Raw genomic sequence first — 23,782 nt, forward strand, 5'->3', positions numbered from 1 at the left:
CTCTGAATATTTGAACCGTTAAACCGCGGCAGCGCCGCCGACGATTTCCGAGATCTCTTGGGTGATCGCAGCCTGACGCGCCTTGTTGTAGATCAGCTGCAAATCGCTGATCAAGTCACCGGCGTTATCAGTGGCGTTCTTCATTGCGATCATCCGCGCAGCTTGTTCAGCTGCACTGTTCTCGACCACCGCCTGGTACACCTGCGACTCCACGTAACGCACCATCAAGCCGTCTAGCAGCTCTTTGGCATCCGGTTCGTAGAGATAGTCCCAGTGGTGCTTGAGTTCTTGATCCGGGGTCGCCACCAGTGGAATCAATTGCTCCACAGTAGGCTGTTGCGTCATGGTGTTGATGAACTTGTTGGATACCACGGACAGGCGGTCAATACGGCCTTCCAGGTAAGCATCCAGCATCACCTTAACGCTGCCGATCAAATCATTGATCGACGGTTCTTCACCCAGATGGCTGATAGCAGCGACGACGTTACCGCCGAAGTTACGGAAAAATGCCGCACCTTTGCTGCCGACCACGCACAGATCAATCTCGACGCCGTTTTCACGGTTTACCGCCATGTCCTTGACCAAAGCCTTGAACAGGTTGGTATTCAAACCACCGCACAAACCACGGTCACTGCTCACAACCACATAACCCACACGCTTAACTTCGCGGTCGATCATGAACGGGTGGCGGTATTCCGGGTTGGCGTTGGCCAAATGCCCAATAACCTGGCGGATACGCTCCGCATAAGGACGGCTAGCAGCCATGCGCATTTGTGCCTTGCGCATTTTGCTGACCGCCACTTTTTCCATGGCGCTGGTAATCTTTTGCGTGCTTTTGATGCTCGCAATCTTACTGCGAATCTCTTTTGCGCCTGCCATGTAACACCTATCAGGTTAGCAAGCGGGAGCCTTGCGGCTCCCGCTGCGGCTTACCAGGTTTGGGTGGCCTTGAACTTCTCGATACCGGCTTTGATGCCAGCGTCGATTTCGTCATTGAAGTCACCTTTAACGTTGATCTTCGCCATAAGCTCGGCGTGATCGCGGTTGAAGTAAGCAATCAGCGCTTGTTCAAAGCTACCGACCTTGGTGATTTCGACGTCAGTCAGGAACCCACGCTCAGCGGCATACAGCGACAGCGCCATGTCAGCGATCGACATTGGTGCGTATTGCTTCTGCTTCATCAGCTCGGTAACGCGCTGACCATGCTCAAGTTGCTTACGGGTCGCTTCGTCCAGGTCAGAAGCGAACTGGGCAAATGCTGCCAGTTCACGGTACTGAGCCAGAGCGGTACGGATACCACCGGACAGCTTCTTGATGATCTTGGTCTGAGCGGCACCACCCACACGGGATACCGAAACACCGGCGTTCACTGCAGGACGGATCCCGGAGTTGAACATGGCCGATTCCAGGAAGATCTGACCGTCGGTGATGGAAATCACGTTGGTCGGAACGAACGCGGAAACGTCGCCAGCCTGGGTTTCGATGATCGGCAGTGCGGTCAGGGAACCGGTTTTGCCGGTCACTGCGCCGTTGGTGAACTTCTCTACGTATTCTTCGGATACGCGGGATGCGCGCTCCAGAAGACGGGAGTGGAGATAGAACACGTCGCCTGGGTAAGCTTCACGGCCTGGTGGACGGCGCAGCAGCAGGGAAATCTGGCGGTAAGCCACTGCTTGCTTGGACAGATCGTCATAAACGATCAGCGCGTCTTCACCGCGGTCGCGGAAGTATTCGCCCATGGTGCAACCGGAGTACGGTGCCAGGAACTGCAGCGCTGCGGATTCGGAAGCACTGGCAGCAACGACGATGGTGTTAGCCAGCGCGCCGTTTTCTTCCAGCTTGCGAACCACGTTGGCGATGGTCGATTGCTTCTGACCGATCGCTACGTATACACAGAAAATGCCGCTGTTCTTCTGGTTGATGATCGCGTCGATCGCCAGAGCGGTTTTACCGATCTGACGGTCACCGATGATCAGCTCACGCTGGCCACGGCCGACAGGGATCATGGCATCGACAGCCTTGTAGCCAGTCTGTACAGGCTGGTCTACCGACTTACGCCAGATCACGCCTGGAGCAACTTTCTCGACTGCATCAGTCTCGGTGTTGCCCAGTGGACCTTTGCCATCAACTGGGTTACCCAGTGCGTCGACAACGCGACCCAGCAGTTCCTTACCAACCGGAACTTCCAGGATACGGCCAGTGCACTTGGCGCTCATGCCTTCAGCCAGAGTCGTGTATGCGCCCAGTACTACGGCACCTACAGAGTCTTGCTCGAGGTTGAGAGCCATACCGAAGACGCTGCCCGGAAACTCGATCATCTCGCCGTACATTACGTCGGCCAGACCGTGAATCCGCACAATACCGTCAGATACGCTGACGACAGTGCCTTCGTTACGGGCTTGGGAGGTCACATCGAGTTTTTCGATGCGGCCCTTGATAATTTCACTTATTTCGGAAGGATTGAGTTGCTGCATTGCTCTGCTGCCCCTTCAAACTCAAGATTTCAATGCTTCGGCAAGGCTTGCGAGTTTCCCGCGAACCGAGCCATCGATAACCAGGTCGCCGGCGCGGATGATGACACCACCTATAAGGCTGGCATCCTCCGCAACTTGCAGGCGCACTTCCCGGTCGAGTCGTGCACTGAGAACCTTGGCGAGTTTGTCTTGCTGTTCTTGGTTCAATGCAAAAGCACTGGTGACTTCAACGTCTACCGACTTCTCTTGTTCGGCCTTGTACAGGTCAAACAGAGCGGCGATCTCCGGCAACAGCGGGAGACGGTCGTTTTCGGCAACGACGTTGATGAAGTTCTGTGCTTCTACAGTGAACTTGTCGCCGCACACGTCAATAAACGTGGCGGCCTTTTCTGCGCTCGTCAGTCGCGGGGCCTTGAGCACGCGCTGCATAGTGTCGTCTTGCGACACTGCTGCAGCCAGGCCGAGCATGGCTGACCAAGAGGCCAGTTGCTGGTGGGCCTGGGCGTGCTCGAAGGCTGCCTTAGCGTAAGGTCGGGCCAACGTGGTCAATTCTGCCATGATCGCCCTCGCTTAAATTTCAGCAGCCAGTTTAGTAACCAGCTCCGCGTGCGCGTTTTGATCGATTGTGGCACCCAGGATCTTCTCTGCGCCTTCAACAGCCAGGGTACCCAGTTGGGCACGCAGGGCGTCTTTGACGCTGTTCAGTTCCTGTTCGATCTCGGCCTGAGCCTGAGCCTTCACACGGTCAGCTTCAACGCGAGCCTGTTCACGGGCTTCGTCTACGATCTGAGTACCGCGTTTCTTGGCTTGCTCAATGATTTCAGCTGCTTGAGCCTTAGCTTCGCGCAGTTGTTGACCCGCTTTATCTTGGGCCAACTCCAGGTCGCGAGCTGCTCGGTTAGCAGCGTCCAGTCCAGCCGCAATCTTCTTCTGACGTTCTTGCAATGCCGCGATGACCGGAGGCCACACGAACTTCATGCAAAACAGTACAAAAATGAAGAACGCAACGGACTGGCCAATCAGGGTTGCATTAATGTTCACGCCAACACCTCGCTCGTTCGTTGTCCATCACTCTAATCAACTCGAAAATTCGAGTGATTAGCCAGCGAGTTGACCAACGAAAGGATTAGCGAAGGTGAAGAACAGTGCGATACCAACACCGATCATGGTTACGGCGTCGAGCAGACCGGCAACGATGAACATTTTAACTTGCAGCATTGGAACCATTTCTGGTTGACGCGCTGCGCCTTCCAGGAACTTGCCACCCAACAGGCCGAAACCAATTGCGGTACCCAGTGCGCCCAGGCCGATCAACAGTGCAACAGCGATAGCGGTTAGACCAACTACAGTTTCCATCTTTCCTCCCGACTTTTACGTCGTATGGTTTAGGTTTTTAGATTAAAGCGGTAAAACAAAATCATTTTGCGACGCCCTCTCACCCGAAGGTGAGAGGAGCACCAGATTCGCCGAAGCGGATCTTAGTGATTATCTTCGTGTGCCATCGACAGGTAGACGATGGTCAACATCATGAAGATGAACGCTTGCAAGGTGATGATCAGGATGTGGAATACAGCCCACGCCCATTGCAGCACCACGCCCAGACCGCTAAGCCAAAGCAGGCCGCTGCCGAACATCACGGCGATCAGGATAAACACCAGCTCGCCAGCGTACATGTTGCCGAACAGACGCAGAGCCAACGAAATAGGCTTGGCAATCAACGTCACGAATTCGAGCAGGAAGTTCACCGGAATCAGCAGCGCTTGAACAAAAATGTTCTTGCTGCCGAATGGGTGCAGGGTCAGTTCACCGATAAAGCCACCGATGCCCTTGATCTTGATGCTGTAGAAGATGATCAGTGCAAACACCGACAGGGCCATGCCCATGGTCGCGTTTGGATCAGTCGTCGGTACGGCACGGAACGGGAAGTGTTCATCGCCAGTGATCAAGATGGCCAACTGAGGAATCCAGTCAACCGGGATCAAGTCGATGGCGTTCATCAGGAACACCCACACGAAAATGGTCAGCGCCAGCGGTGCGATTACTGCACTGCGACCGTGGAAACTGTCTTTTACGCTGCCATCAACGAATTCCACCAGTACTTCAACGAAGTTCTGCAGTGCGCCTGGCTGACCGGAAGTTGCCTTCTTGGCCGCCATGCGGAATACGAGGATGAAAATCAGACCAACAAACAGCGACCAGCCGAGGGTATCGACGTGGAACGCCCAAAAGCCCATTGCTTTAGCTTCTGCAACGGTGTGGGCAAAGCCCCAGCCGCCATCAGGTAGCTGCCCAAAGGTCAGGTTCTGTAAGTGGTGCTGGATATAGCCCGAAGCGGTTGTTTCTGCCATGGTTGCCTCAAACGCCCTAAGGTCTCGAAAGTGTTGTTCTCATTAGCAGGGGAGCGAACCAACTGACCAGTTGGGTCAGCACGAAGACACCGAATACTGCTAACGGCGCCAATGGCTTCACACCTGCAAACGTCAGCGCGAACAGCACTGCCGTCAAAATTAACTTGCCTGCCTCACCGGCGTAAAACGACCGGACGATGGCTTGCGCTGCTCGGGCGCCGGAAAACCGAAAAGCCCTGTGAGCAAAATACACATTGGGTAGCAAAGCTATCAGGCCTCCGCAGAGTCCTGAATATCCGGCGACGACTCCATGCCATTGCCAGAGCCCCAGAGCAGCCAGCAATAAAACGACAAATTGAGCCAGCAAAACCGGAAAAACCGCCAAGCGATGGAACGGCAAGCGGTTTGGCGTGCGGGTTTCCATCACAACTGCTCCTCAAAGGTCGGCTACCAAAAACAGAAAACTTGGCATAATTTGTGCCGACAAAATGCGCGCAGAGTATAGGGGCGACGAAGCCCCTATTCAACTGTCAGGTAGTGATTTCCGACTGCGCGCTACATGAGGAATTGTTTCAGCGGATGTGAGCAAGCACTCCTTGCAGCTCATCCAGGGAATTGTAACCAATCACTAACTGGCCTTTTCCCTTCTTTCCGTGGCGGATCTGCACCGCAGAGCCCAGCCGCTCAGCCAGACGCTGTTCGAGTCTGGCAATGTCCGGATCGGTTTTAACCGGTTCCGCGGGTTCCTGTTTGCCACTCAACCACTGGCGAACCAGGGCTTCAGTCTGACGTACCGTCAGGCCTCGTGCGACAACGTGTCGCGCCCCTTCAACCTGCTGAGCATCAGGCAAACCGAGCAATGCCCGCGCATGACCCATTTCCAGGTCACCGTGGGACAGCATGGTCTTGATCACTTCCGGTAACGAAATCAATCGCAACAAGTTAGCCACAGACACCCGGGACTTACCCACAGCGTCGGCGACTTGCTGTTGAGTCAGCTGGAACTCTTGCTGCAAACGCTGCAAGGCGACAGCTTCCTCGATCGGATTGAGGTCTTCACGCTGAATGTTCTCGATCAACGCCATCGCAATGGCGGTTTCGTCCGGCACGTCTTTGACCATCGCCGGGATTGTGTCCTTGCCGGCCTGTTGGCTGGCGCGCCAGCGACGTTCACCGGCGATGATCTCAAAGCGGTTACCTTCGATCGGGCGCACCACGATCGGTTGCATCACGCCCTGGGTGCGGATCGAGCTGGCCAGTTCTTCAAGCGCCTGCGGATCCATGTCGCGACGAGGCTGGTACTTGCCGCGCTGGATCAGGTCCAGGGGCAGGTGCTGCAGTTCGCTTTGATCAACCTTGACCGCTTGCTCTTCCAGCGAGCTGACCGTAGGACCACTCAGGAGTGCATCCAGTCCGCGTCCGAGACCTCGTTTCTTGACGGCCATGGAAATTCCTTAAGTTGGCTGAGGCGTGCGGGTAGAACGACGTTGACGACGAACCAGCTCGCCCGCCAGGGCAAGGTAAGCAATCGCGCCACGGGAATTTTTGTCATACGCCAGCGCTGGCATGCCATAGCTTGGCGCTTCGGCCAGGCGGATGTTGCGCGGAATCACGGTGTCGTAGAGCTGCTCGCCGAAGTGTTCCTTGAGCTGCGCCGAAACATCGTTCATCAGGCTCAGGCGCGGGTCGTACATGGTGCGCAGCAGGCCTTCGATCTTCAGGTTCGGATTGAGCAGCTCGGCGATGCGCTTGATGTTATCCACAAGGTCGCTCAGGCCTTCGAGTGCAAAGTACTCGCACTGCATGGGGATAATCACCCCATCGGCCGCCACCAGGGCATTCAAGGTCAGCATCGACAACGACGGCGGGCAATCGATCAGGATGTAATCGTAGCTTTCGCGAACCGGGGCCAGCGCTGTACGCAGACGGCTTTCCTTCATCTGCATTTCGAGCAGCACGACTTCAGCCGCGGTCAAATCGCGGTTGGCGGGAAGCAACTGGTAACCACCGTGCTCGGAGATGTGCATGGCCTGGGCCAGATCGCATTCACCGATCAACAGGTCGTAGACCGAATTCTCAAGACCGTGTTTATCCACACCGCTACCCATGGTGGCGTTGCCCTGTGGATCAAGGTCAATGAGCAGCACGCGGCGCTTGGTCGCGACCAGCGATGCTGCGAGGTTGATACAGGTGGTGGTTTTACCCACACCACCTTTTTGGTTCGCTATTGCGAATACCTTAGCCATTCTTGCTTGCGTTCCCAATCATGCCGTGCGGCGCAGTATCAGCAGATGGCGTTGGCCTTGGCAACCCGGAACGGTCAAGGCGTGTTCGCCATCGAGACGAAAATCAGACGGCAATGCTACCAGCTCATCGGCCGGATGAACGCCCTTCATTGCCAACCAGCGGGTTTCGCTGTTGCCAAGGTGGCGCGTCCAGTTGCTGAAGTTCTCCATGCTGCTGAAAGCCCTGGAAACAATTCCGTTGAAAGGCTGCTCAGGCTGGAATTCTTCGACGCGACTGTGGATAACTTGCAGGTTATCCAGCTTCAGCTCGAGTTTTACCTGGGTCAGGAAACGAGTTTTCTTGCCGTTGCTGTCCAGGCAGGTCACTTGCGACTCGGGAAACAGGATCGCCAGGGGAATACCCGGCATGCCGCCGCCACTGCCCACATCCAGCCAACGGCCATTTTCGATGAAGGGCATCACGCTCAGACTGTCGAGCAAATGACGCGACACCATCTCGTCCGGGTTACGCACAGCCGTGAGGTTGTAGGCCTTGTTCCATTTGATCAACAGGGCCAGATAACCCAGCAATTGCTGATGCTGATGCTCGGTCAGTGCGACGCCCAGCTGGCGTGCACCTGTGGATAACTCTTCGGCGTGTTGTGCGGTTACCAGCGAACTCAAGCGTTTTGCTCCAACGTGCGGCCAGCGCCGCGCTTTTTCAGGTGAATCATCAACAGGGAAATTGCCGCAGGGGTCACACCCGGGATACGCGAAGCCTGGCCCAGGGTCTCGGGACGTGTGGCGCCCAACTTGCTCTGAATCTCTTTCGACAGACCGGAGATGGTCGTGTAATCGATATCCACAGGCAGCTTGGTATTTTCACTGGCACGCAGACGGGCAATTTCGTCTTGTTGACGATCGATATAACCGGCGTACTTGGTTTTGATCTCAACCTGCTCGGCAACCAGCGGGTCTTCTGCCCCCTGCCCGGTCACTTCAACCAGGCCGGCGTAATCAATTTCGGGGCGGGTCAGCAGGTTGAGCAAATTGTATTCATGGGTCAGCGGTGTGCCGAACTTGGCAGCAATGGCATCACCCTGCTCGGTACCCGGACGAACCCAGGTACTTTTGAGGCGTTGTTCTTCCTGCGCGATGCTTTCGCGCTTGGTGCAGAAAGCCGCCCAACGAGCGTCGTCGACCAGGCCCAGTTCGCGGCCTTTTTCAGTCAAGCGCATGTCGGCGTTGTCTTCGCGCAGGATCAGGCGGTATTCGGCGCGGGAAGTGAACATCCGGTACGGTTCTTGAGTACCCAGGGTAATCAGGTCGTCGACCAATACTCCGATGTACGCCTCATCCCGGCGCGGGCACCAGCTTTCCTTGCCCTGTGCGAGCAATGCCGCGTTGGCGCCAGCCAGCAAACCCTGGGCGCCGGCTTCTTCGTAACCGGTGGTGCCGTTGATTTGCCCGGCAAAGAACAAGCCGCCAATCACTTTGGTTTCGAGGCTGTACTTCAGGTCGCGTGGATCGAAGTAGTCGTACTCGATGGCATAGCCCGGGCGCACGATATGGGCGTTTTCCATACCGCGAATCGATTGCACGATCTGGATTTGCACGTCGAACGGCAAGGAGGTGGAAATCCCGTTCGGGTACAGCTCGTGCGTGGTCAAACCTTCCGGCTCGATAAAGACCTGATGGCTTTCCTTGTCGGCAAAGCGATGGATCTTGTCTTCAATCGACGGGCAGTAACGCGGGCCAATACCTTCGATCACGCCTGAATACATCGGCGAACGATCAAGGTTGGAGGCAATGATTTCGTGAGTGCGGGCGTTGGTATGGGTAATCCAGCAGCTGACCTGGGCCGGGTGCTGTTCCTTGTTGCCCATGAACGACATGACAGGAATCGGTGTATCACCCGGTTGCTCGGTCATCACCGAGAAATCCACAGAACGGCCATCGATACGCGGTGGCGTCCCGGTTTTCAGGCGACCGACTCGCAGGGGCAGTTCACGCAGACGGTGTGCCAGGGCAATCGAAGGTGGATCACCGGCCCGACCGCCCGAGTAATTCTGCATGCCGATGTGGATAAGTCCACCGAGGAAAGTGCCTGTGGTCAGAACCACGGCATCAGCCATAAAACGCAGGCCCATCTGGGTCACTACGCCACGGACTTGATCCTGTTCAACGATCAGGTCATCAGCGGCCTGTTGAAATATCCACAGGTTGGGCTGGTTTTCCAGGATTTCGCGTACGGCGGCCTTGTACAGGATGCGGTCGGCCTGTGCACGGGTGGCCCGTACTGCCGGGCCTTTGCGTCCGTTGAGTACGCGGAACTGAATACCGCCTTTATCGGTGGCTATCGCCATCGCGCCGCCAAGGGCATCGATTTCTTTAACCAGATGGCTTTTACCAATCCCGCCAATTGCAGGATTGCAGCTCATTTGCCCGAGGGTTTCCACGTTGTGGGTCAACAGCAGGGTTTTCACACCCATACGTGCTGAAGCAAGTGCAGCCTCGGTTCCGGCGTGACCGCCGCCGATGACGATCACTGCAAAACGGGAAGGGAAATTCACCACGCACCTCGTGCCTGTTACTAGGGGTTTTTTGGATAGACCGCGAAGTATAGGGACTTCGCCCTTCTTAAAGAACCCTTTGCACAAAATTTAACCAGCTGTGGATAAGGGCAAGATAGATAAATAAATAGAGAAGAAATTTATAAAGCTTTGTTTTTATGTTTATTTCTACTGAGGCACCTTTCTGTGGATAGATTGCTACAGGCTATATTTTACGTACTGTACAGAGGATCAAAAGTCTGTGGTTATGCACTGATGAGGGGTTGGGATAAGTGCTTTAAGCCTGTGGGTAAAACAGGTGCTTATCCACAGGGGTGGTTATCTTCAGTTTTCAGACCTACTTACCCACTGACCTGAGGGCCAGTTATACACAGGGCTTATTCCCGTGTTTGGGTGCTTTCGAGCCAATAAACAGGCAGCCGAAAAACGCTTGAAGGTGCAATCCGGCAAGCGGTCGGACGTTCGGTCAATGATTAATGTGATAAACGGTAGTCAACAGCCCCGTTAGACGGGGCAAAACAGCCAGCCTGTGGGTGAGGCCATGAGCCTGTGGGTAATTCCGATTGCGGCCAGAAACACATCATCGTGTGAGGTAACGATCAGAGTGCCCGGGTAATGCTTGAGCATGCTCTCCAGGGCTTGAACGGAAGGCAGATCCAGGTGATTGGCCGGTTCATCGAGCAGTAACAGCTGTGGTGGGGATTGTGTATAAAACACGCAGGCCATCGCCGCTTTCAAGCGTTCACCGCCACTGAGCCGATGGGATGGCAGGTTGATACGATCGGCATTGAGGCCCAATTGCGCCAGCCGGGTACGTAATTCTCCTTCACTCAGTTGCCGGTTAAGTGACTGCAACTGCTCAAGAACTGACCGAGCCGGTTCCAAAACGCCCAGGTGCTGGTCGAGGTAAGTGCTGGTGACCAGGGTCCTGGCCTGACCGGAAACAACCGTTAGTTGCCCGGCCAATACCTTGAGCAAGGTCGACTTGCCGCAGCCGTTCGGGCCGGTCAAGGCAATGCGCTGGCCTCGCGTAACGGCAAGATTGATCCTGCGCAGTTGTTGCGCCCCATAAGGCAGGCGGGCCTCTATCAACTCGGCAATTTGAGCCGGCGAGCCAGAGCAAGGCTGCGGGGCAGAGATAAAGATGGCCTGCTGCTCTTCTACCTGATTCGCAGCCTGACGGACCTGCACAGATAATTGCTCGCGAGCCGCATCCTGCTGTACCCGCAACTTACCGCTGCTGGCCTGGCTGCGCTCCTTTTGCCGGCCCAGCAAAATCTTCGCCTGATTGGCGTCAGCGGCCTGTTTCCGGCCACGGGATTGTTTGCGCTCAAGACTTTCTCTTTGCTCACGCAGGGTCTGTTCCTGACGCTTGCGCTCCAGCCGGTATGCCGCCAGCTGTTGTTGCGCCGCTTGCAGTTGCCCGGCTTTGGCCTGTGCATAAAACGAGTAACCGCCGCCGTAACTGGTGAGGCCCTGTGGTGACAGCTCAACGATGCGCTCCATATTTTCCAGCAAGGCGCGATCATGGCTGATAACAAGTAATCCTTCTGGCCACTGCTGCAACTGTTCATGCAGGGCAAGTCGATGCTGGTGATCCAAATGATTGGTGGGCTCATCCAGGATCAACAGGTCGGCTTTCGACAAAAAGGCGCCCAGCAAAGCCACGCGCATGGCTTCTCCACCGCTGAGTGCTGATGCAGGAGTCGAAAGGGTCAGGTGTGCAAGCTTGTTGCGGCTTAGCTGATCGAGCAGTTGCTGGCGGATATTCCAGCGTTCGCCCACACAGTCAAAGTCCGCTTGGGCGCTGCTGCCCCGCTCTATTCGCTCAAGGGCGCTAATGACTGGTTGCACGCCAGCAAGCTCGGCAAGGGTGTGATTGGGGTCATGGCTGACTTGCTGCGTCAGGTAATACACCGTGCCATTACGGATGCAGTGGCCGGTTGAGGGCAAGAGATCCCCTGCCATGATGCGCGCCAATATGCTCTTGCCCACACCATTGCGCCCTACCAGGCCGGTGCGGCGCTGGTCGAGATGCAGATCAATATCTGAAAACAGGGAACTGCCATCGGGCAGATGATAAGAAACGCCTTGCAGCGTTACAGAGGTAACGTGAGCCATACGCACTCCAGAGATGCACAGATCTACCCCCTGTTGCAGGGGAATCAAGAACTGGCCGCAAGCATCGCGGCGGCATCAATGGCGCATCGGACTAATACCTCGTGTGAATGTGGATAACTGTAGCAGCTGCCGTAGGAACGAGGCTGCGTTCGGCGACGTAGTCGTCGTAAATCCTGAACTCCGGTTTTAACTGGCACACCACAGTGTCTGATTTTACGACGGCTGTGCCGCCGAACGCAGCCTCGTTCCTACGGCAGCTGCTACGAGGGTCATTTACCGATACAGAAGCTGGAGAAGATCCGTCCCAGCAGGTCATCCGAACTGAATGCCCCGGTAATTTCGCCAAGGGAATGCTGTGCCTGGCGCAAATCCTCGGCCAATAGCTCCCCGGCGCCCGCCAGAGTCAGTTGTGCCCTGCCATGCTCAAGTGCCTTGCTGGCGTGCTGCAATGCCTCCAGATGGCGGCGGCGTGCGCTGAAGCTGCTCTCCGAGGTCTGCTCATAGCCCATGCAGGCCTTGAGGTGTTCCCGCAGCAGGTCCAGGCCTTCTGTAGATCTGGCGCTCAGGCTGATGGTGACATGGCCATCTTCACTGACTTCAAGGGCTACATTCTCCCCGCTTAGATCCGCCTTGTTGCGGATCAAGGTCACCTTCGCCGGATCCGGGCGTTGTTCAAGAAACTCTGGCCACAGGGCAAACGGGTCATCAGCTTCCGGTGCCGTGGCATCAACCACCAGCAATACCCTATCAGCTTCACCAATGGCCTTGAGTGCGCGCTGCACGCCAATTTTCTCAACCTGGTCATCGGTGTCGCGCAGACCTGCGGTGTCGACAACGTGCAATGGCATGCCATCGATGTGGATGTGTTCGCGTAACACATCACGGGTAGTACCCGCGATTTCGGTCACGATCGCCGCTTCACGCCCGGCCAGGGCATTGAGCAGGCTCGATTTTCCAGCATTGGGCCGCCCGGCAATCACCACGGTCATGCCGTCGCGCAGCAAAGCACCCTGGCCGGCTTCGCGCTGTACGGTGGATAACTCTTCACGAACCTTGTCGAGCATACCGAGCACATGGCCATCGGCGAGGAAGTCGATTTCTTCTTCCGGGAAATCAATCGCTGCTTCGACATAGATACGCAAACCGATCAATTGCTCGGTCAAGTTATGCACACGTTGAGAGAAAGCACCCTGCAAGGAACGTAATGCGTTACGCGCAGCCTGTGCAGAACTTGCCTCGATCAGGTCGGCAATCGCCTCGGCCTGGGCCAGGTCGAGCTTGTCATTCAAAAAGGCCCGCTCGCTGAACTCCCCCGGACGGGCCAAACGGCAGCCCAACTGGATGCAGCGCTGCAGCAGCATATCCAGAACAATCGGACCGCCGTGGCCCTGCAGTTCAAGGACGTCTTCGCCGGTAAAGGAGTTGGGCCCGGGGAAGTAGAGTGCTATGCCTTCATCCAGCACTTCGCGGTTGTCGCCGTAAAAAGGGCCGTAATGGGCATAGCGCGGTTTTAGTTCGCGTTCGCTGAACGCTTTGGCCGCAACACGGGCGAGTGGGCCGGAAATACGTACGATCCCCACACCACCTCGGCCTTGGGCGGTCGCTACTGCAGCAATAGTCTCTGCCGGAACACTCATAAAACAGGCCTCAAAACAAAAGTGACGGATAGCAAAACGCCCCACTAGGGGGCGTTTTGAGTGGTGCGTATCAGAGTAAGTTACTCAGCGACTTTTTTGGTAGCCGCTTCGACTTTACGCGTGATGTACCACTGTTGAGCGATGGACAGGCAGTTGTTCACAACCCAGTACAGCACCAGACCAGCCGGGAACCACAGGAAGAAGAAGGTGAAGATGATTGGCATCAGCTTCATCACCTTGGCCTGCATCGGATCCGGCGGAGTCGGGTTCAGACGCTGCTGGATGAACATGGTTGCGCCCATGATGATCGGCAGAATGAAGAACGGGTCTTTGATCGACAGGTCGGTAATCCAGAGCATGAACGGCGCCTGGCGCATTTCAACACTTTCCAGAAGTACCCAGTACAAGGACAGGAAGACCGGCATCTGCACTAGAATCGGCAAGCAGCCGCCCAGTGGATTGATCTTCTCTTTCTTGTACAGCTCCATCATCGCTTGCGACATTTTCTGGCGGTCATCACCGAACTGCTCTTTCAGAGCGGCCAGTTTTGGTGCCACAGCGCGCATGCGGGCCATCGACTTGTAGCTGGCGGCCGACAGAGGGAAGAAGATCCCTTTGATCAGCATGGTCAGGAAGATGATCGACCAGCCCCAGTTACCGACCAGGCTGTGGATATGTTGCAGCAGCCAGAAGATAGGCTGGGCAATGAACCACAGAATGCCGTAGTCAACCGTCAGTTCCAGGCCTGGGGACAACTCTTTGAGTACACCCTGGCTTTTCGGACCGGCGTACAACGTAGCGCTGGTTTCAGCGGTTTTGCCCGGTTCAACAGTCAATGTTGGGCCAGTGAAACCGATGATGTAGTTGCCTTGGTTGTCTTTGCGGGTCTGAACGACGTTGTTATCGCCTTTCTGAGGGATCCACGCGGTCACAAAGTAGTGCTGCAACCAGGCAACCCAGCCGCCTTGTACGGTTTCTTTCAGCTGAGCCTTGTCGATATCTTTCATCGACACTTTTTTGTACGGCTCTGCACTTGTCCACAGGGCAGCGCCCAGGTAAGTCGCAGTACCGGTGGCGGTGCTGGAAGAAGGATCGGAGCTGGCATCACGCTTCAATTGCGCGAACAGGTTGCCGTTCCACGGCTTGCCGCTCTCGTTATCAATCAGATAGCTAACTTGTACATCGTACAAACCACGCTTGAGCGTGAAACGTTTGATGTAGTTGATGCCGTTTTCGCTGAATTTCAGATCAACAACCAGTTGATCCTGACCTGGGGCCAGTTCGTAGGTCTTTTTCTCGGTGCTGAAAACAGGACGACCTGACGGACGGGCGTCCGGGCCATCAACGCCTGTCAGGCCACTTTGGGCCAGATAGGTGCGTTCGTTGCCGTTATCGAACAACTGGAAAGGAACATCCGGGTGATCCTGGCGACGTGGATAAAGCGGCAGACGCAGCTGGGCAATATCACCACCCTGTGGATCAATCGCGATATCCAGAACATCCGTTTTTACGTGGATGAGGTCTTTGCTTGCAGCCACCGGGGTTTCAGTCGGTGTGCTGGTATCGGTATTGGCGCTGGGTACATCGGCACTGTTTGCAACGTTGTTACCTGAAACCGTATCGGGCAAAGCCGGTGCGGTGGTGCTGGCGGCAACATTCTGAGTCGGCAGGGCAGCTTGGCCGTAGTCCTGGTTCCATTTCAGAACCATAACGTAGGACACGACTGCGAGAGCGACGATCAGGATCGTGCGTTTAATATCCATGATTACTCGGCCATCAAGAAGAACGGGAGGTAGGGATAGGTGGAACCGGGTCGTAACCACCGGGATTCCACGGGTGACAGCGACCTAAACGACGAAAGGTCAGCCAGCCGCCGCGCAGAAGGCCATGATTTTCGATGGCTTCCAACGCGTAGCAGGAACAACTGGGGTAGAAACGGCAGTGGCTGGCCATCAAAGGACTAATGGCATAACGATAAAACTGGATCGGAACGAGTGCCAGTTTACGCATCAGGACTGCCTACCCCTACAGTTTCGGTTTTAACCGCTGGAACTGGCGTGTTACGGGCCAGACGCTTCCAGAGTTTGCCGAAATGCTGAATCAATTCGGGGTTCTCTACGTCACCCAAACCTTTGCGCGCGACGATAACGATATCCCAACCAACCAGTAAATCCTGGTGGAGACGAAACGATTCACGCATCAAACGCTTAAGGCGATTGCGCTCAACGGAGAGCTTTACGCTCTTTTTCCCGATCACTAACCCCAGGCGGGGGTGATCAAGATCGTTGCTACGCGCAAGGAGCAGGAGATTTTTCCCCGGAACCTTGCCGGTGGGGGAGTCAAAGACTGCCTTGAAATGTCGGGGAGTGAGTAACCGCTTTTCCCGACTGAAGTCCTGACTCACCACCATTGTCTGATTATCAAACTGCCAGACGTGCACGGCCTTTGGCGCGGCGACGCGACAGGACTGCACGGCCGTTTTTAGTAGCCATGCGAGCACGGAAACCGTGAGTGCGGGCGCGTTTGATAGTGCTTGGTTGGAAAGTACGTTTCATGTCGTGCTACCTGGTTCGTCCACAACGGGCCGGAATGGCCCCCGTTTTAAGAGACCGGCGATTCTAGAGAATGCAAGCCGATAGGTCAATTTCCAACCAGCGTTTACTGCTAAATAGATGTTTGCCGTTTTGCACCAGTCTTGTGCCTGCCAACTATAGAAATAAAAAAACGAAGTATTTAAAGCTCTTTTAAAGAACTTACTACTCTTATAGAGCCGTTCTGCTGTGGATAACTCTATGCAGCCCTTGTAGAGCAAGGTTTTCAGAGAACAGAAAGGTTGTCCACAAGCGGTGCTTTGCCTGTGCTGCACCCTCGGAAAAGCTGTGCATGAAAGGGCTACTTATCCACAGTCGTGTTATGCACAGAGTTTTACCCCCACTTGTGCAACGAGCTCAGGCCCGCTTATCCACAGACCTTATGCACATACCATTTGTCGCTTTGTTCACAGTAAAAAGCCTGTCAACGCCTTATATGCAGGTCAGCTACATGTGGATAAGTGGGGCGGCGGTCGCTACAATGGCGCCTGTTTTTGCCTCACCGGCTTTCAACTTAGGGGATATCCGTGTCAGTGGAACTTTGGCAGCAGTGCGTGGAGCTTTTGCGCGATGAGCTGCCTGCCCAGCAATTCAACACCTGGATCCGTCCACTACAGGTCGAAGCCGAAGGCGACGAGTTGCGTGTGTATGCACCCAACCGATTCGTTCTCGACTGGGTTAACGAAAAATACCTGAGCCGTTTGCTTGAACTGTTGAATGAGCACAGCAATGGCATGGCGCCAGCGTTGTCCTTGTTAATAGGCAGCAAACGCAGTTCGGCGCCTCGTGCTGCCCCCAATGCGCCCTTGGCTGCATCGGCTTCTCAACAAGCCCCGGCGCCGAGCGCGCCTACGCCTGCAGTCTCTGCACCCGCGCCCAAGCAGTCCGAGCCCGCCAGCGAAGAGCCTTCGCGTGCCAGCTTCGACCCGATGGCAGGCGCCAGCTCGCAGCAAGCACCCGTGCGCGCCGAACAGCGCACCGTTCAGGTTGAAGGTGCCCTGAAGCACACCAGCTACCTGAACCGCACCTTTACCTTTGAAAACTTCGTCGAGGGCAAGTCCAACCAACTGGCCCGCGCTGCGGCGTGGCAAGTGGCGGATAACCCCAAGCATGGTTACAACCCGCTCTTCCTTTATGGCGGCGTAGGTCTGGGTAAAACTCACTTGATGCACGCGGTGGGTAACCACCTGTTAAAGAAGAACCCGAATGCCAAGGTCGTATACCTGCATTCCGAGCGTTTTGTAGCTGATATGGTTAAAGCCCTGCAGCTCAATGCCATCAACGAGTTCAAGCGCTTCTACCGTTCGGTCGATGCTTTGCTTATCGATGACATTCAATTCTTTGCGCGCAAGGAACGGTCCCAGGAAGAGTTCTTCCACACCTTCAACGCCCTGCTTGAAGGCGGTCAGCAAGTGATTCTGACCAGTGACCGTTACCCGAAAGAAATCGAAGGCCTCGAAGAGCGTCTGAAGTCGCGCTTTGGCTGGGGACTGACGGTTGCCGTCGAGCCGCCGGAGCTAGAGACCCGCGTAGCGATCCTGATGAAGAAGGCCGATCAGGCCAAGGTTGATCTGCCCCATGATGCAGCCTTCTTTATTGCCCAGCGCATTCGCTCCAACGTGCGTGAGCTCGAAGGCGCGCTCAAGCGCGTTATCGCTCACTCGCACTTTATGGGCCGCGACATCACCATCGAGCTGATTCGCGAGTCCCTAAAAGACTTGCTGGCGCTGCAAGACAAACTCGTCTCTGTGGATAACATTCAGCGCACCGTGGCCGAGTACTACAAGATCAAGATCTCGGACTTGTTGTCCAAGCGCCGTTCGCGCTCGGTAGCGCGACCACGCCAGGTCGCCATGGCACTGTCCAAGGAACTGACCAACCACAGCCTGCCGGAAATCGGCGATGTGTTTGGCGGTCGCGATCACACCACGGTTTTGCACGCATGCCGCAAGATCAACGAACTCAAGGAATCCGACGCGGACATCCGCGAGGACTACAAGAACCTGCTGCGAACTCTGACAACCTGATGACACCAGCGCAGCTTATTAAGGCAAGGGACTAGACCATGCATTTCACCATTCAACGCGAAGCCCTGTTGAAACCCCTGCAACTGGTCGCCGGCGTAGTAGAACGCCGCCAGACCTTGCCGGTATTGTCCAACGTGCTGTTGGTTGTCGAAGGCCAGCAACTGTCGCTGACCGGTACTGACCTTGAAGTCGAGCTGGTCGGTCGGGTGCAACTTGAAGAGCCGGCCGAGCCAGGCGAAATCACCGTGCCTGCGCGCAAGCTGATGGATATCTGCAAAAGCCTGCCCAACGATGCACTGATCGACATCAAACTTGATGACAACAAACTGGTGGTCAAGGCAGGCCGTAGCCGCTTTACCCTGTCGACGTTGCCGGCCAACGATTTCCCGACGGTTGAAGAAGGTCCGGGTTCGCTGACCTGCAGCCTGCAGCAGAGCAAGTTGCGTCGTCTGATCGAGCGCACCAGCTTTGCCATGGCCCAGCAGGACGTTCGTTACTACCTCAACGGTATGCTGCTGGAAGTGTCGGCCGGGATCATCCGTGCCGTAGCTACCGACGGTCACCGTTTGGCCATGTGCTCGATGAAAGCCGATATCGGCCAACCAGACCGTCACCAGGTGATCGTACCGCGCAAGGGTATCCTCGAGCTGGCGCGCCTGCTGACCGAGCCAGACGGCGAAGTGAGCATCGTTCTGGGTGCACACCATATCCGTGCGACCACCGGCGAATTCACCTTTACCTCCAAGCTGGTAGACGGAAAGTTCCCGGACTACGAGCGCGTTCTGCCTAAAGGCGGTGACAAGGTGGTGATCGGTGACCGTCAGGCACTGCGTGAAGCGTTCAGCCGTACCGCGATCCTGTCCAACGAAAAGTACCGCGGTATTCGCCTTCAACTGGCCAATGGCCAGCTGAAGATCCAGGCCAATAACCCGGAGCAGGAAGAAGCGGAAGAAGAAGTTGGCGTTGATTACAACGGCGGCTCCCTGGAGATCGGCTTCAACGTGAGCTACCTGCTGGACGTACTGGGCGTCATGACCACTGAACAAGTGCGTCTGATCCTGTCGGACTCCAACAGCAGCGCCCTGGTCCAGGAGTCGGACAACGACGACTCGGCCTACGTTGTCATGCCGATGCGCCTGTAACTTATGCACAGCCCACGCTAGATGTCCCTCAGTCGTGTCACAGTCACCGCGGTGCGTAACCTGCACCCGGTGACCTTCTCCCCCTCCCCCCGCATCAATATTCTGTACGGCGCCAACGGCAGCGGCAAAACCAGCGTGCTGGAAGCTATCCACCTGCTAGGGTTGGCGCGGTCGTTTCGCAGTGTGCGGCTGAACCCCGTTATCCAGCATGAGCAGCAGAGCTGTACAGTTTTTGGTCAGGTAGAACTGGCAGAAGGCGGACACAGTGCACTGGGTGTCTCGCGGGATCGTCAGGGGGAGTTCCAGATTCGTATCGACGGCCAGAATGCGCGCAGTGCTGCGCAATTGGCCGAGATACTTCCGCTGCAATTGATCAACCCGGACAGCTTCCGACTTCTTGAAGGGGCCCCAAAGATCCGCAGGCAATTTCTCGACTGGGGCGTGTTCCATGTTGAACCGCGGTTCATGTCGACCTGGCAGCGGCTACAGAAGGCCCTGCGGCAGCGGAACTCATGGCTGCGGCATGGTACACTCGACGCCGTTTCACAAGCGGCCTGGGACCGGGAACTGTGCCTGGCCAGTGCTGAAATTGATGAATACCGCCGCGCCTACATCAAAGCCTTGAAACCAGTCTTTGAGCAGACCCTGAGCGAGCTGCTGGATCTCCAGGGGTTAACGCTGAGCTATTACCGTGGTTGGGATAAAGACCGTGAGCTGAGTGCTGTACTCGCCGCGTCTGTCCACCGGGACCAGCAAATGGGGCATACCCAGGCGGGGCCACAACGTGCTGATTTGCGCCTTAAGCTGGGTGCAAATAACGCCGCAGATATTTTGTCGCGGGGGCAGCAGAAGTTGGTGGTCTGCGCGCTGCGCATCGCTCAGGGGCACTTGGTCAGCCAGGCCCGGCGAGGCCAATGTATTTATCTGGTGGATGACTTGCCGTCCGAACTGGACGAGCAGCATCGCAACGCACTGTGTCGCTTGTTGGAAGACTTACGCTGCCAGGTATTCATTACCTGTGTAGACCACGAATTATTGAGGGAAGGCTGGCAGACGGAAACGCCAGTTGCCCTGTTCCACGTGGAACAGGGCTGTATCACCCAGACCCACGACCATCGGGAGTGAAGGCATTGAGCGAAGAAAACACGTACGACTCAACGAGCATTAAAGTGCTGAAAGGCCTTGATGCCGTACGCAAACGTCCCGGTATGTACATTGGTGATACTGACGATGGCAGCGGTCTGCACCACATGGTGTTCGAAGTAGTCGACAACTCCATCGACGAAGCGCTGGCTGGCCATTGCGACGACATCACCATCACGATCCACCCGGACGAGTCCATCACCGTGCGCGATAACGGCCGCGGTATTCCGGTTGACGTGCATAAAGAAGAAGGCGTATCTGCAGCCGAGGTCATCATGACCGTGCTGCACGCCGGCGGTAAGTTCGATGACAACTCCTACAAAGTATCCGGCGGCTTGCACGGTGTAGGTGTTTCGGTGGTAAACGCCCTGTCCGAACTGCTGGTCCTGACTGTACGCCGCAGCGGCAAGATCTGGGAACAGACCTACGTCCACGGTGTTCCTCAGGCGCCTATGGCTATTGTGGGTGAAAGCGAAACCACGGGTACGCAGATCCACTTCAAGCCTTCGGCTGAAACCTTCAAGAATATCCACTTTAGCTGGGACATCCTGGCCAAGCGGATTCGTGAACTGTCCTTCCTGAACTCCGGTGTGGGTATCGTCCTCAAGGACGAGCGCAGCGGCAAGGAGGAGCTGTTCAAGTACGAAGGTGGCCTGCGTGCATTCGTTGATTACCTGAACACCAACAAGAACCCTGTGAACCAGGTGTTCCACTTCAATGTTCAGCGTGAAGACGGCATCGGCGTAGAAATCGCCCTGCAGTGGAACGACAGCTTCAACGAGAACCTGTTGTGCTTCACCAACAACATTCCACAGCGCGATGGTGGCACGCACTTGGTGGGCTTCCGCTCTGCCCTGACGCGTAACCTCAACACGTACATCGAAGCTGAAGGCCTGGCCAAGAAGCACAAGGTCGCCACCACCGGTGATGATGCCCGTGAAGGCTTGACCGCGATCATATCGGTGAAAGTGCCGGATCCAAAGTTCAGCTCGCAGACTAAAGACAAGCTGGTGTCTTCCGAAGTGAAGACCGCTGTTGAACAGGAAATGGGCAAGTTCTTCTCCGACTTCCTGCTGGAACACCCGAACGAAGCCAAGTTGATTGTCGGCAAGATGATCGACGCAGCCCGTGCTCGTGAAGCTGCACGTAAAGCCCGTGAGATGACCCGTCGTAAAGGCGCGTTGGACATCGCGGGCCTGCCGGGCAAGCTGGCTGACTGCCAGGAAAAAGACCCTGCTCTGTCCGAACTGTACCTGGTGGAAGGTGACTCTGCTGGCGGCTCCGCCAAGCAGGGTCGCAACCGTCGTACCCAAGCCATCCTGCCGTTGAAAGGTAAAATCCTCAACGTCGAGAAAGCCCGTTTTGACAAGATGATCTCTTCGCAAGAAGTCGGCACCTTGATCACTGCGCTGGGCTGTGGCATCGGCCGCGAAGAGTACAACATCGACAAACTGCGCTATCACAACATCATCATCATGACCGATGCTGACGTTGACGGTTCGCACATCCGTACCCTGCTGCTGACCTTCTTCTTCCGTCAGTTGCCGGAGCTGATCGAGCGTGGCTACATCTACATCGCCCAGCCACCGTTGTACAAAGTGAAAAAGGGCAAGCAAGAGCAGTACATCAAAGACGACGAGGCCATGGAAGAGTACATGACCCAGTCGGCTCTTGAAGATGCCAGCCTGCACCTGAACGAAGATGCTCCTGGCATCTCCGGTGAGGCACTGGAGCGTCTGGTGTACGACTTCCGCATGGTGATGAAGACCCTCAAGCGTTTGTCGCGCCTGTACCCTCAGGAGCTGACCGAGCACTTCATCTACCTGCCGGCTGTAAGCCTTGAGCAGTTGGGTGACCACGCTGCCATGCAGGACTGGATGGCCAAGTTTGAAGAGCGTCTGCGTCTGGTTGAGAAATCGGGCCTGGTCTACAAAGCCAGCCTGCGTGAAGACCGTGAGCGTAATGTCTGGTTGCCAGAGGTCGAACTGATCTCCCACGGCCACTCGACGTTCATCACCTTCAACCGCGACTTCTTCGGCAGCAACGATTACAAAACCGTTGTGACCCTGGGCGCTCAACTGAGCACCCTGCTGGATGAAGGCGCCTATATCCAGCGTGGCGAACGTCGCAAGCAAGTGACCGAGTTCAAGGAAGCACTGGACTGGTTGATGGCTGAAAGCACCAAGCGTCACACCATCCAGCGCTACAAAGGTCTGGGTGAAATGAACCCGGATCAGCTCTGGGAAACCACGATGGACCCAAGCGTGCGTCGCATGCTGAAAGTCACCATCGAAGACGCGATCGGCGCCGATCAGATCTTCAACACCTTGATGGGCGATGCTGTAGAACCACGTCGTGAATTCATCGAGAGCAACGCACTGGCAGTGTCCAACCTGGATTTCTGATCCTGTTTTGACCCGCAGTACCCAAAAAGGCCAACGCTCAGCGTTGGCCTTTTTTAATGGCTAAAAAATGACTATGGCGCCAACAGCACCGCCCTCTCCTCGCGGCACAACTCCAGTAAAAAATCCCACACCACCCTCAACCTTACGGATTTGTGCAGTTCACGGCGGGTGCTGATCCAGTAACTGCGTTGCACAGACTCGCCCGGCAATACACGCACCAGGTCGGGGTCGTCAGCGGCCATGTAGTTGGGCAATACGGCGATACCCAGGCCGGCGCGAGCGGCTTGTTGCTGGGCAATGACGCTGGTGCTGCGAAAGGTCACGGTCGGGGTGCGGCAGAAGGTATTGAGGAACAGCAGCTCCTGACTGAACAACAGGTCGTCGACGTAGCCGATCCAGTAGTGGTTGGCCAGATCGTCGCGGCTGTTCAGAGGCGGCGCCTTGTCCAGATAAAGGCGGCTGGCATAGAGCGCGAGCCGGTAGTCAGTGAGTTTGCGAGTTATCAACAGGTCGGCGTTGGGACGGTCCAGATGAATACTGATTTCTGCTTCGCGGTTGAGGATGCTGACGAAGCGCGGTACTGCGACCAGTTCCACCTCCAGACCTGGATAACGCTCAAACAAACCCCGCAGTCGCGAGGTGATAAACATGATGCCAATGCCCTCGGTGACACCCAGACGGATTTTGCCCAAGGGGGTGAGGGACTGGTTGATTTCTTCCTGGGCCAGCAGTGCGACGTTTTCCATCGCTTCGGCATGTTTGAGCAAGGCTTGCCCGGCCGGGGTCAGTTCGTACCCCTGGGCATATTGCACAAATAAAGCCGCGCCCAAGTGTTGCTCGATGCTCTCAATATGCCGTGCAACGGTGCTATGGGTGGTGTTCAGGCGCTTGGCGGCGGTGAGTAAACGTCCGCTGCGCTGCAACTCCAGGAAGTACCGCATGTCATTCCAGTCGAACATGATCAACCCCCCAGAGCGCTACATCAGATGTGGCTTACGGATGACTGTGCAAAAACGCACAAGCCATGGGTGAAATCTCGCGTTTGCAACACGAAAATAATCAATAGGATGGTGTAGGACAAGAACAATAAATAAAA

General features: G+C 55.9%; 22 protein-coding genes. 4 read left to right on the forward strand and 18 right to left on the reverse strand.

The genetic code is table 11. The features are described from left to right. Positions 1–18: 18 nt before the first annotated feature. The 17 genes from atpG to rpmH all read right to left on the reverse strand — a co-directional run bounded on the left by atpG (position 19) and on the right by rpmH (position 15,933). Positions 19–879 (reverse strand): F0F1 ATP synthase subunit gamma, encoded by an 861-nt coding sequence (gene atpG / locus V6L81_RS03130; RefSeq protein ID WP_003438003.1) that lies wholly within the window; start codon positions 877–879, stop codon positions 19–21. A gap of 50 nt (positions 880–929) precedes the next feature. After that, the gene (gene atpA / locus V6L81_RS03135; protein WP_086799496.1) at positions 930–2,474 is read right to left on the reverse strand and encodes a F0F1 ATP synthase subunit alpha; all 1,545 of its coding nucleotides are present in this window, start codon (positions 2,472–2,474) and stop codon (positions 930–932) included. A gap of 21 nt (positions 2,475–2,495) precedes the next feature. Then, the gene (locus tag V6L81_RS03140; RefSeq protein ID WP_016782875.1) at positions 2,496–3,032 is read right to left on the reverse strand and encodes a F0F1 ATP synthase subunit delta; all 537 of its coding nucleotides are present in this window, start codon (positions 3,030–3,032) and stop codon (positions 2,496–2,498) included. Positions 3,033–3,044: 12 nt separating this feature from the next. Next, the gene (locus V6L81_RS03145; RefSeq protein WP_094999573.1) at positions 3,045–3,515 is read right to left on the reverse strand and encodes a F0F1 ATP synthase subunit B; all 471 of its coding nucleotides are present in this window, start codon (positions 3,513–3,515) and stop codon (positions 3,045–3,047) included. A 57-nt stretch (positions 3,516–3,572) separates the two neighbouring features. Next, positions 3,573–3,830 (reverse strand): F0F1 ATP synthase subunit C, encoded by a 258-nt coding sequence (gene atpE, locus V6L81_RS03150; RefSeq protein ID WP_002555987.1) that lies wholly within the window; start codon positions 3,828–3,830, stop codon positions 3,573–3,575. A 122-nt stretch (positions 3,831–3,952) separates the two neighbouring features. Continuing rightward, positions 3,953–4,822 carry a F0F1 ATP synthase subunit A gene (atpB, locus tag V6L81_RS03155; RefSeq protein WP_086799500.1) on the reverse strand — a complete coding sequence of 290 codons (870 nt, stop codon included), beginning with the start codon at positions 4,820–4,822 and terminating at the stop codon, positions 3,953–3,955. A gap of 16 nt (positions 4,823–4,838) precedes the next feature. After that, entirely contained in the window at positions 4,839–5,246 is a 408-nt protein-coding gene (locus V6L81_RS03160; RefSeq protein ID WP_003437994.1) for a F0F1 ATP synthase subunit I, read from the reverse strand. Positions 5,247–5,394: 148 nt separating this feature from the next. After that, the gene (locus V6L81_RS03165) at positions 5,395–6,267 is read right to left on the reverse strand and encodes a ParB/RepB/Spo0J family partition protein (RefSeq protein ID WP_094999574.1); all 873 of its coding nucleotides are present in this window, start codon (positions 6,265–6,267) and stop codon (positions 5,395–5,397) included. A 9-nt stretch (positions 6,268–6,276) separates the two neighbouring features. After that, entirely contained in the window at positions 6,277–7,068 is a 792-nt protein-coding gene (locus V6L81_RS03170) for a ParA family protein (protein WP_094999575.1), read from the reverse strand. 18 nt (positions 7,069–7,086) lie between these two features. Further along, entirely contained in the window at positions 7,087–7,731 is a 645-nt protein-coding gene (gene rsmG, locus V6L81_RS03175; RefSeq protein WP_094999576.1) for a 16S rRNA (guanine(527)-N(7))-methyltransferase RsmG, read from the reverse strand. Continuing rightward, positions 7,728–9,620, reverse strand: coding sequence for a tRNA uridine-5-carboxymethylaminomethyl(34) synthesis enzyme MnmG (gene mnmG / locus V6L81_RS03180; RefSeq protein ID WP_016782869.1), 1,893 nt, complete (start codon positions 9,618–9,620; stop codon positions 7,728–7,730). Before mnmG ends, rsmG begins: the two co-directional genes overlap by 4 nt. Positions 9,621–10,124: 504 nt before the next feature. Beyond that, the gene (locus V6L81_RS03185; RefSeq protein WP_338660474.1) at positions 10,125–11,741 is read right to left on the reverse strand and encodes an ABC-F family ATP-binding cassette domain-containing protein; all 1,617 of its coding nucleotides are present in this window, start codon (positions 11,739–11,741) and stop codon (positions 10,125–10,127) included. A gap of 269 nt (positions 11,742–12,010) precedes the next feature. Then, entirely contained in the window at positions 12,011–13,378 is a 1,368-nt protein-coding gene (mnmE, locus tag V6L81_RS03190) for a tRNA uridine-5-carboxymethylaminomethyl(34) synthesis GTPase MnmE (protein WP_094999578.1), read from the reverse strand. Positions 13,379–13,458: 80 nt separating this feature from the next. Continuing rightward, the gene (gene yidC, locus V6L81_RS03195) at positions 13,459–15,141 is read right to left on the reverse strand and encodes a membrane protein insertase YidC (protein WP_094999579.1); all 1,683 of its coding nucleotides are present in this window, start codon (positions 15,139–15,141) and stop codon (positions 13,459–13,461) included. Positions 15,142–15,154: 13 nt separating this feature from the next. Further along, positions 15,155–15,388, reverse strand: a complete 234-nt coding sequence (gene yidD, locus V6L81_RS03200) for a membrane protein insertion efficiency factor YidD (RefSeq protein ID WP_019828647.1) — start codon at positions 15,386–15,388, stop codon at positions 15,155–15,157. Continuing rightward, positions 15,381–15,782 carry a ribonuclease P protein component gene (gene rnpA / locus V6L81_RS03205; RefSeq protein ID WP_019828646.1) on the reverse strand — a complete coding sequence of 134 codons (402 nt, stop codon included), beginning with the start codon at positions 15,780–15,782 and terminating at the stop codon, positions 15,381–15,383. Before rnpA ends, yidD begins: the two co-directional genes overlap by 8 nt. 16 nt (positions 15,783–15,798) lie before the next feature. Continuing rightward, the gene (gene rpmH, locus V6L81_RS03210; protein ID WP_003213577.1) at positions 15,799–15,933 is read right to left on the reverse strand and encodes a 50S ribosomal protein L34; all 135 of its coding nucleotides are present in this window, start codon (positions 15,931–15,933) and stop codon (positions 15,799–15,801) included. A gap of 563 nt (positions 15,934–16,496) precedes the next feature. Here rpmH and dnaA point away from each other — a divergent pair. The 4 genes from dnaA to gyrB are packed head-to-tail and all read left to right on the forward strand — an operon-like array spanning position 16,497 to position 22,686. After that, on the forward strand, positions 16,497–17,996 hold the full coding sequence (gene dnaA / locus V6L81_RS03215; RefSeq protein ID WP_095031564.1) for a chromosomal replication initiator protein DnaA: 1,500 nt from the start codon (positions 16,497–16,499) through the stop codon (positions 17,994–17,996). 38 nt (positions 17,997–18,034) lie between these two features. After that, positions 18,035–19,138 (forward strand): DNA polymerase III subunit beta, encoded by a 1,104-nt coding sequence (gene dnaN, locus V6L81_RS03220; RefSeq protein WP_016782864.1) that lies wholly within the window; start codon positions 18,035–18,037, stop codon positions 19,136–19,138. 21 nt (positions 19,139–19,159) lie between these two features. Then, positions 19,160–20,263 (forward strand): DNA replication/repair protein RecF, encoded by a 1,104-nt coding sequence (gene recF, locus V6L81_RS03225; protein WP_094999581.1) that lies wholly within the window; start codon positions 19,160–19,162, stop codon positions 20,261–20,263. Between the two features lie 5 nt (positions 20,264–20,268). Further along, positions 20,269–22,686 carry a DNA topoisomerase (ATP-hydrolyzing) subunit B gene (gene gyrB / locus V6L81_RS03230; protein ID WP_016782862.1) on the forward strand — a complete coding sequence of 806 codons (2,418 nt, stop codon included), beginning with the start codon at positions 20,269–20,271 and terminating at the stop codon, positions 22,684–22,686. Between the two features lie 71 nt (positions 22,687–22,757). Here gyrB and V6L81_RS03235 read toward each other — a convergent pair whose 3' ends face one another. Beyond that, positions 22,758–23,645, reverse strand: a complete 888-nt coding sequence (locus tag V6L81_RS03235; protein ID WP_094999582.1) for a LysR family transcriptional regulator — start codon at positions 23,643–23,645, stop codon at positions 22,758–22,760. Between the last annotated feature and the right edge of the window lie 137 nt (positions 23,646–23,782).

This window comes from Pseudomonas bubulae (assembly GCF_037023725.1).
Lineage (GTDB): Bacteria > Pseudomonadota > Gammaproteobacteria > Pseudomonadales > Pseudomonadaceae > Aquipseudomonas > Aquipseudomonas bubulae.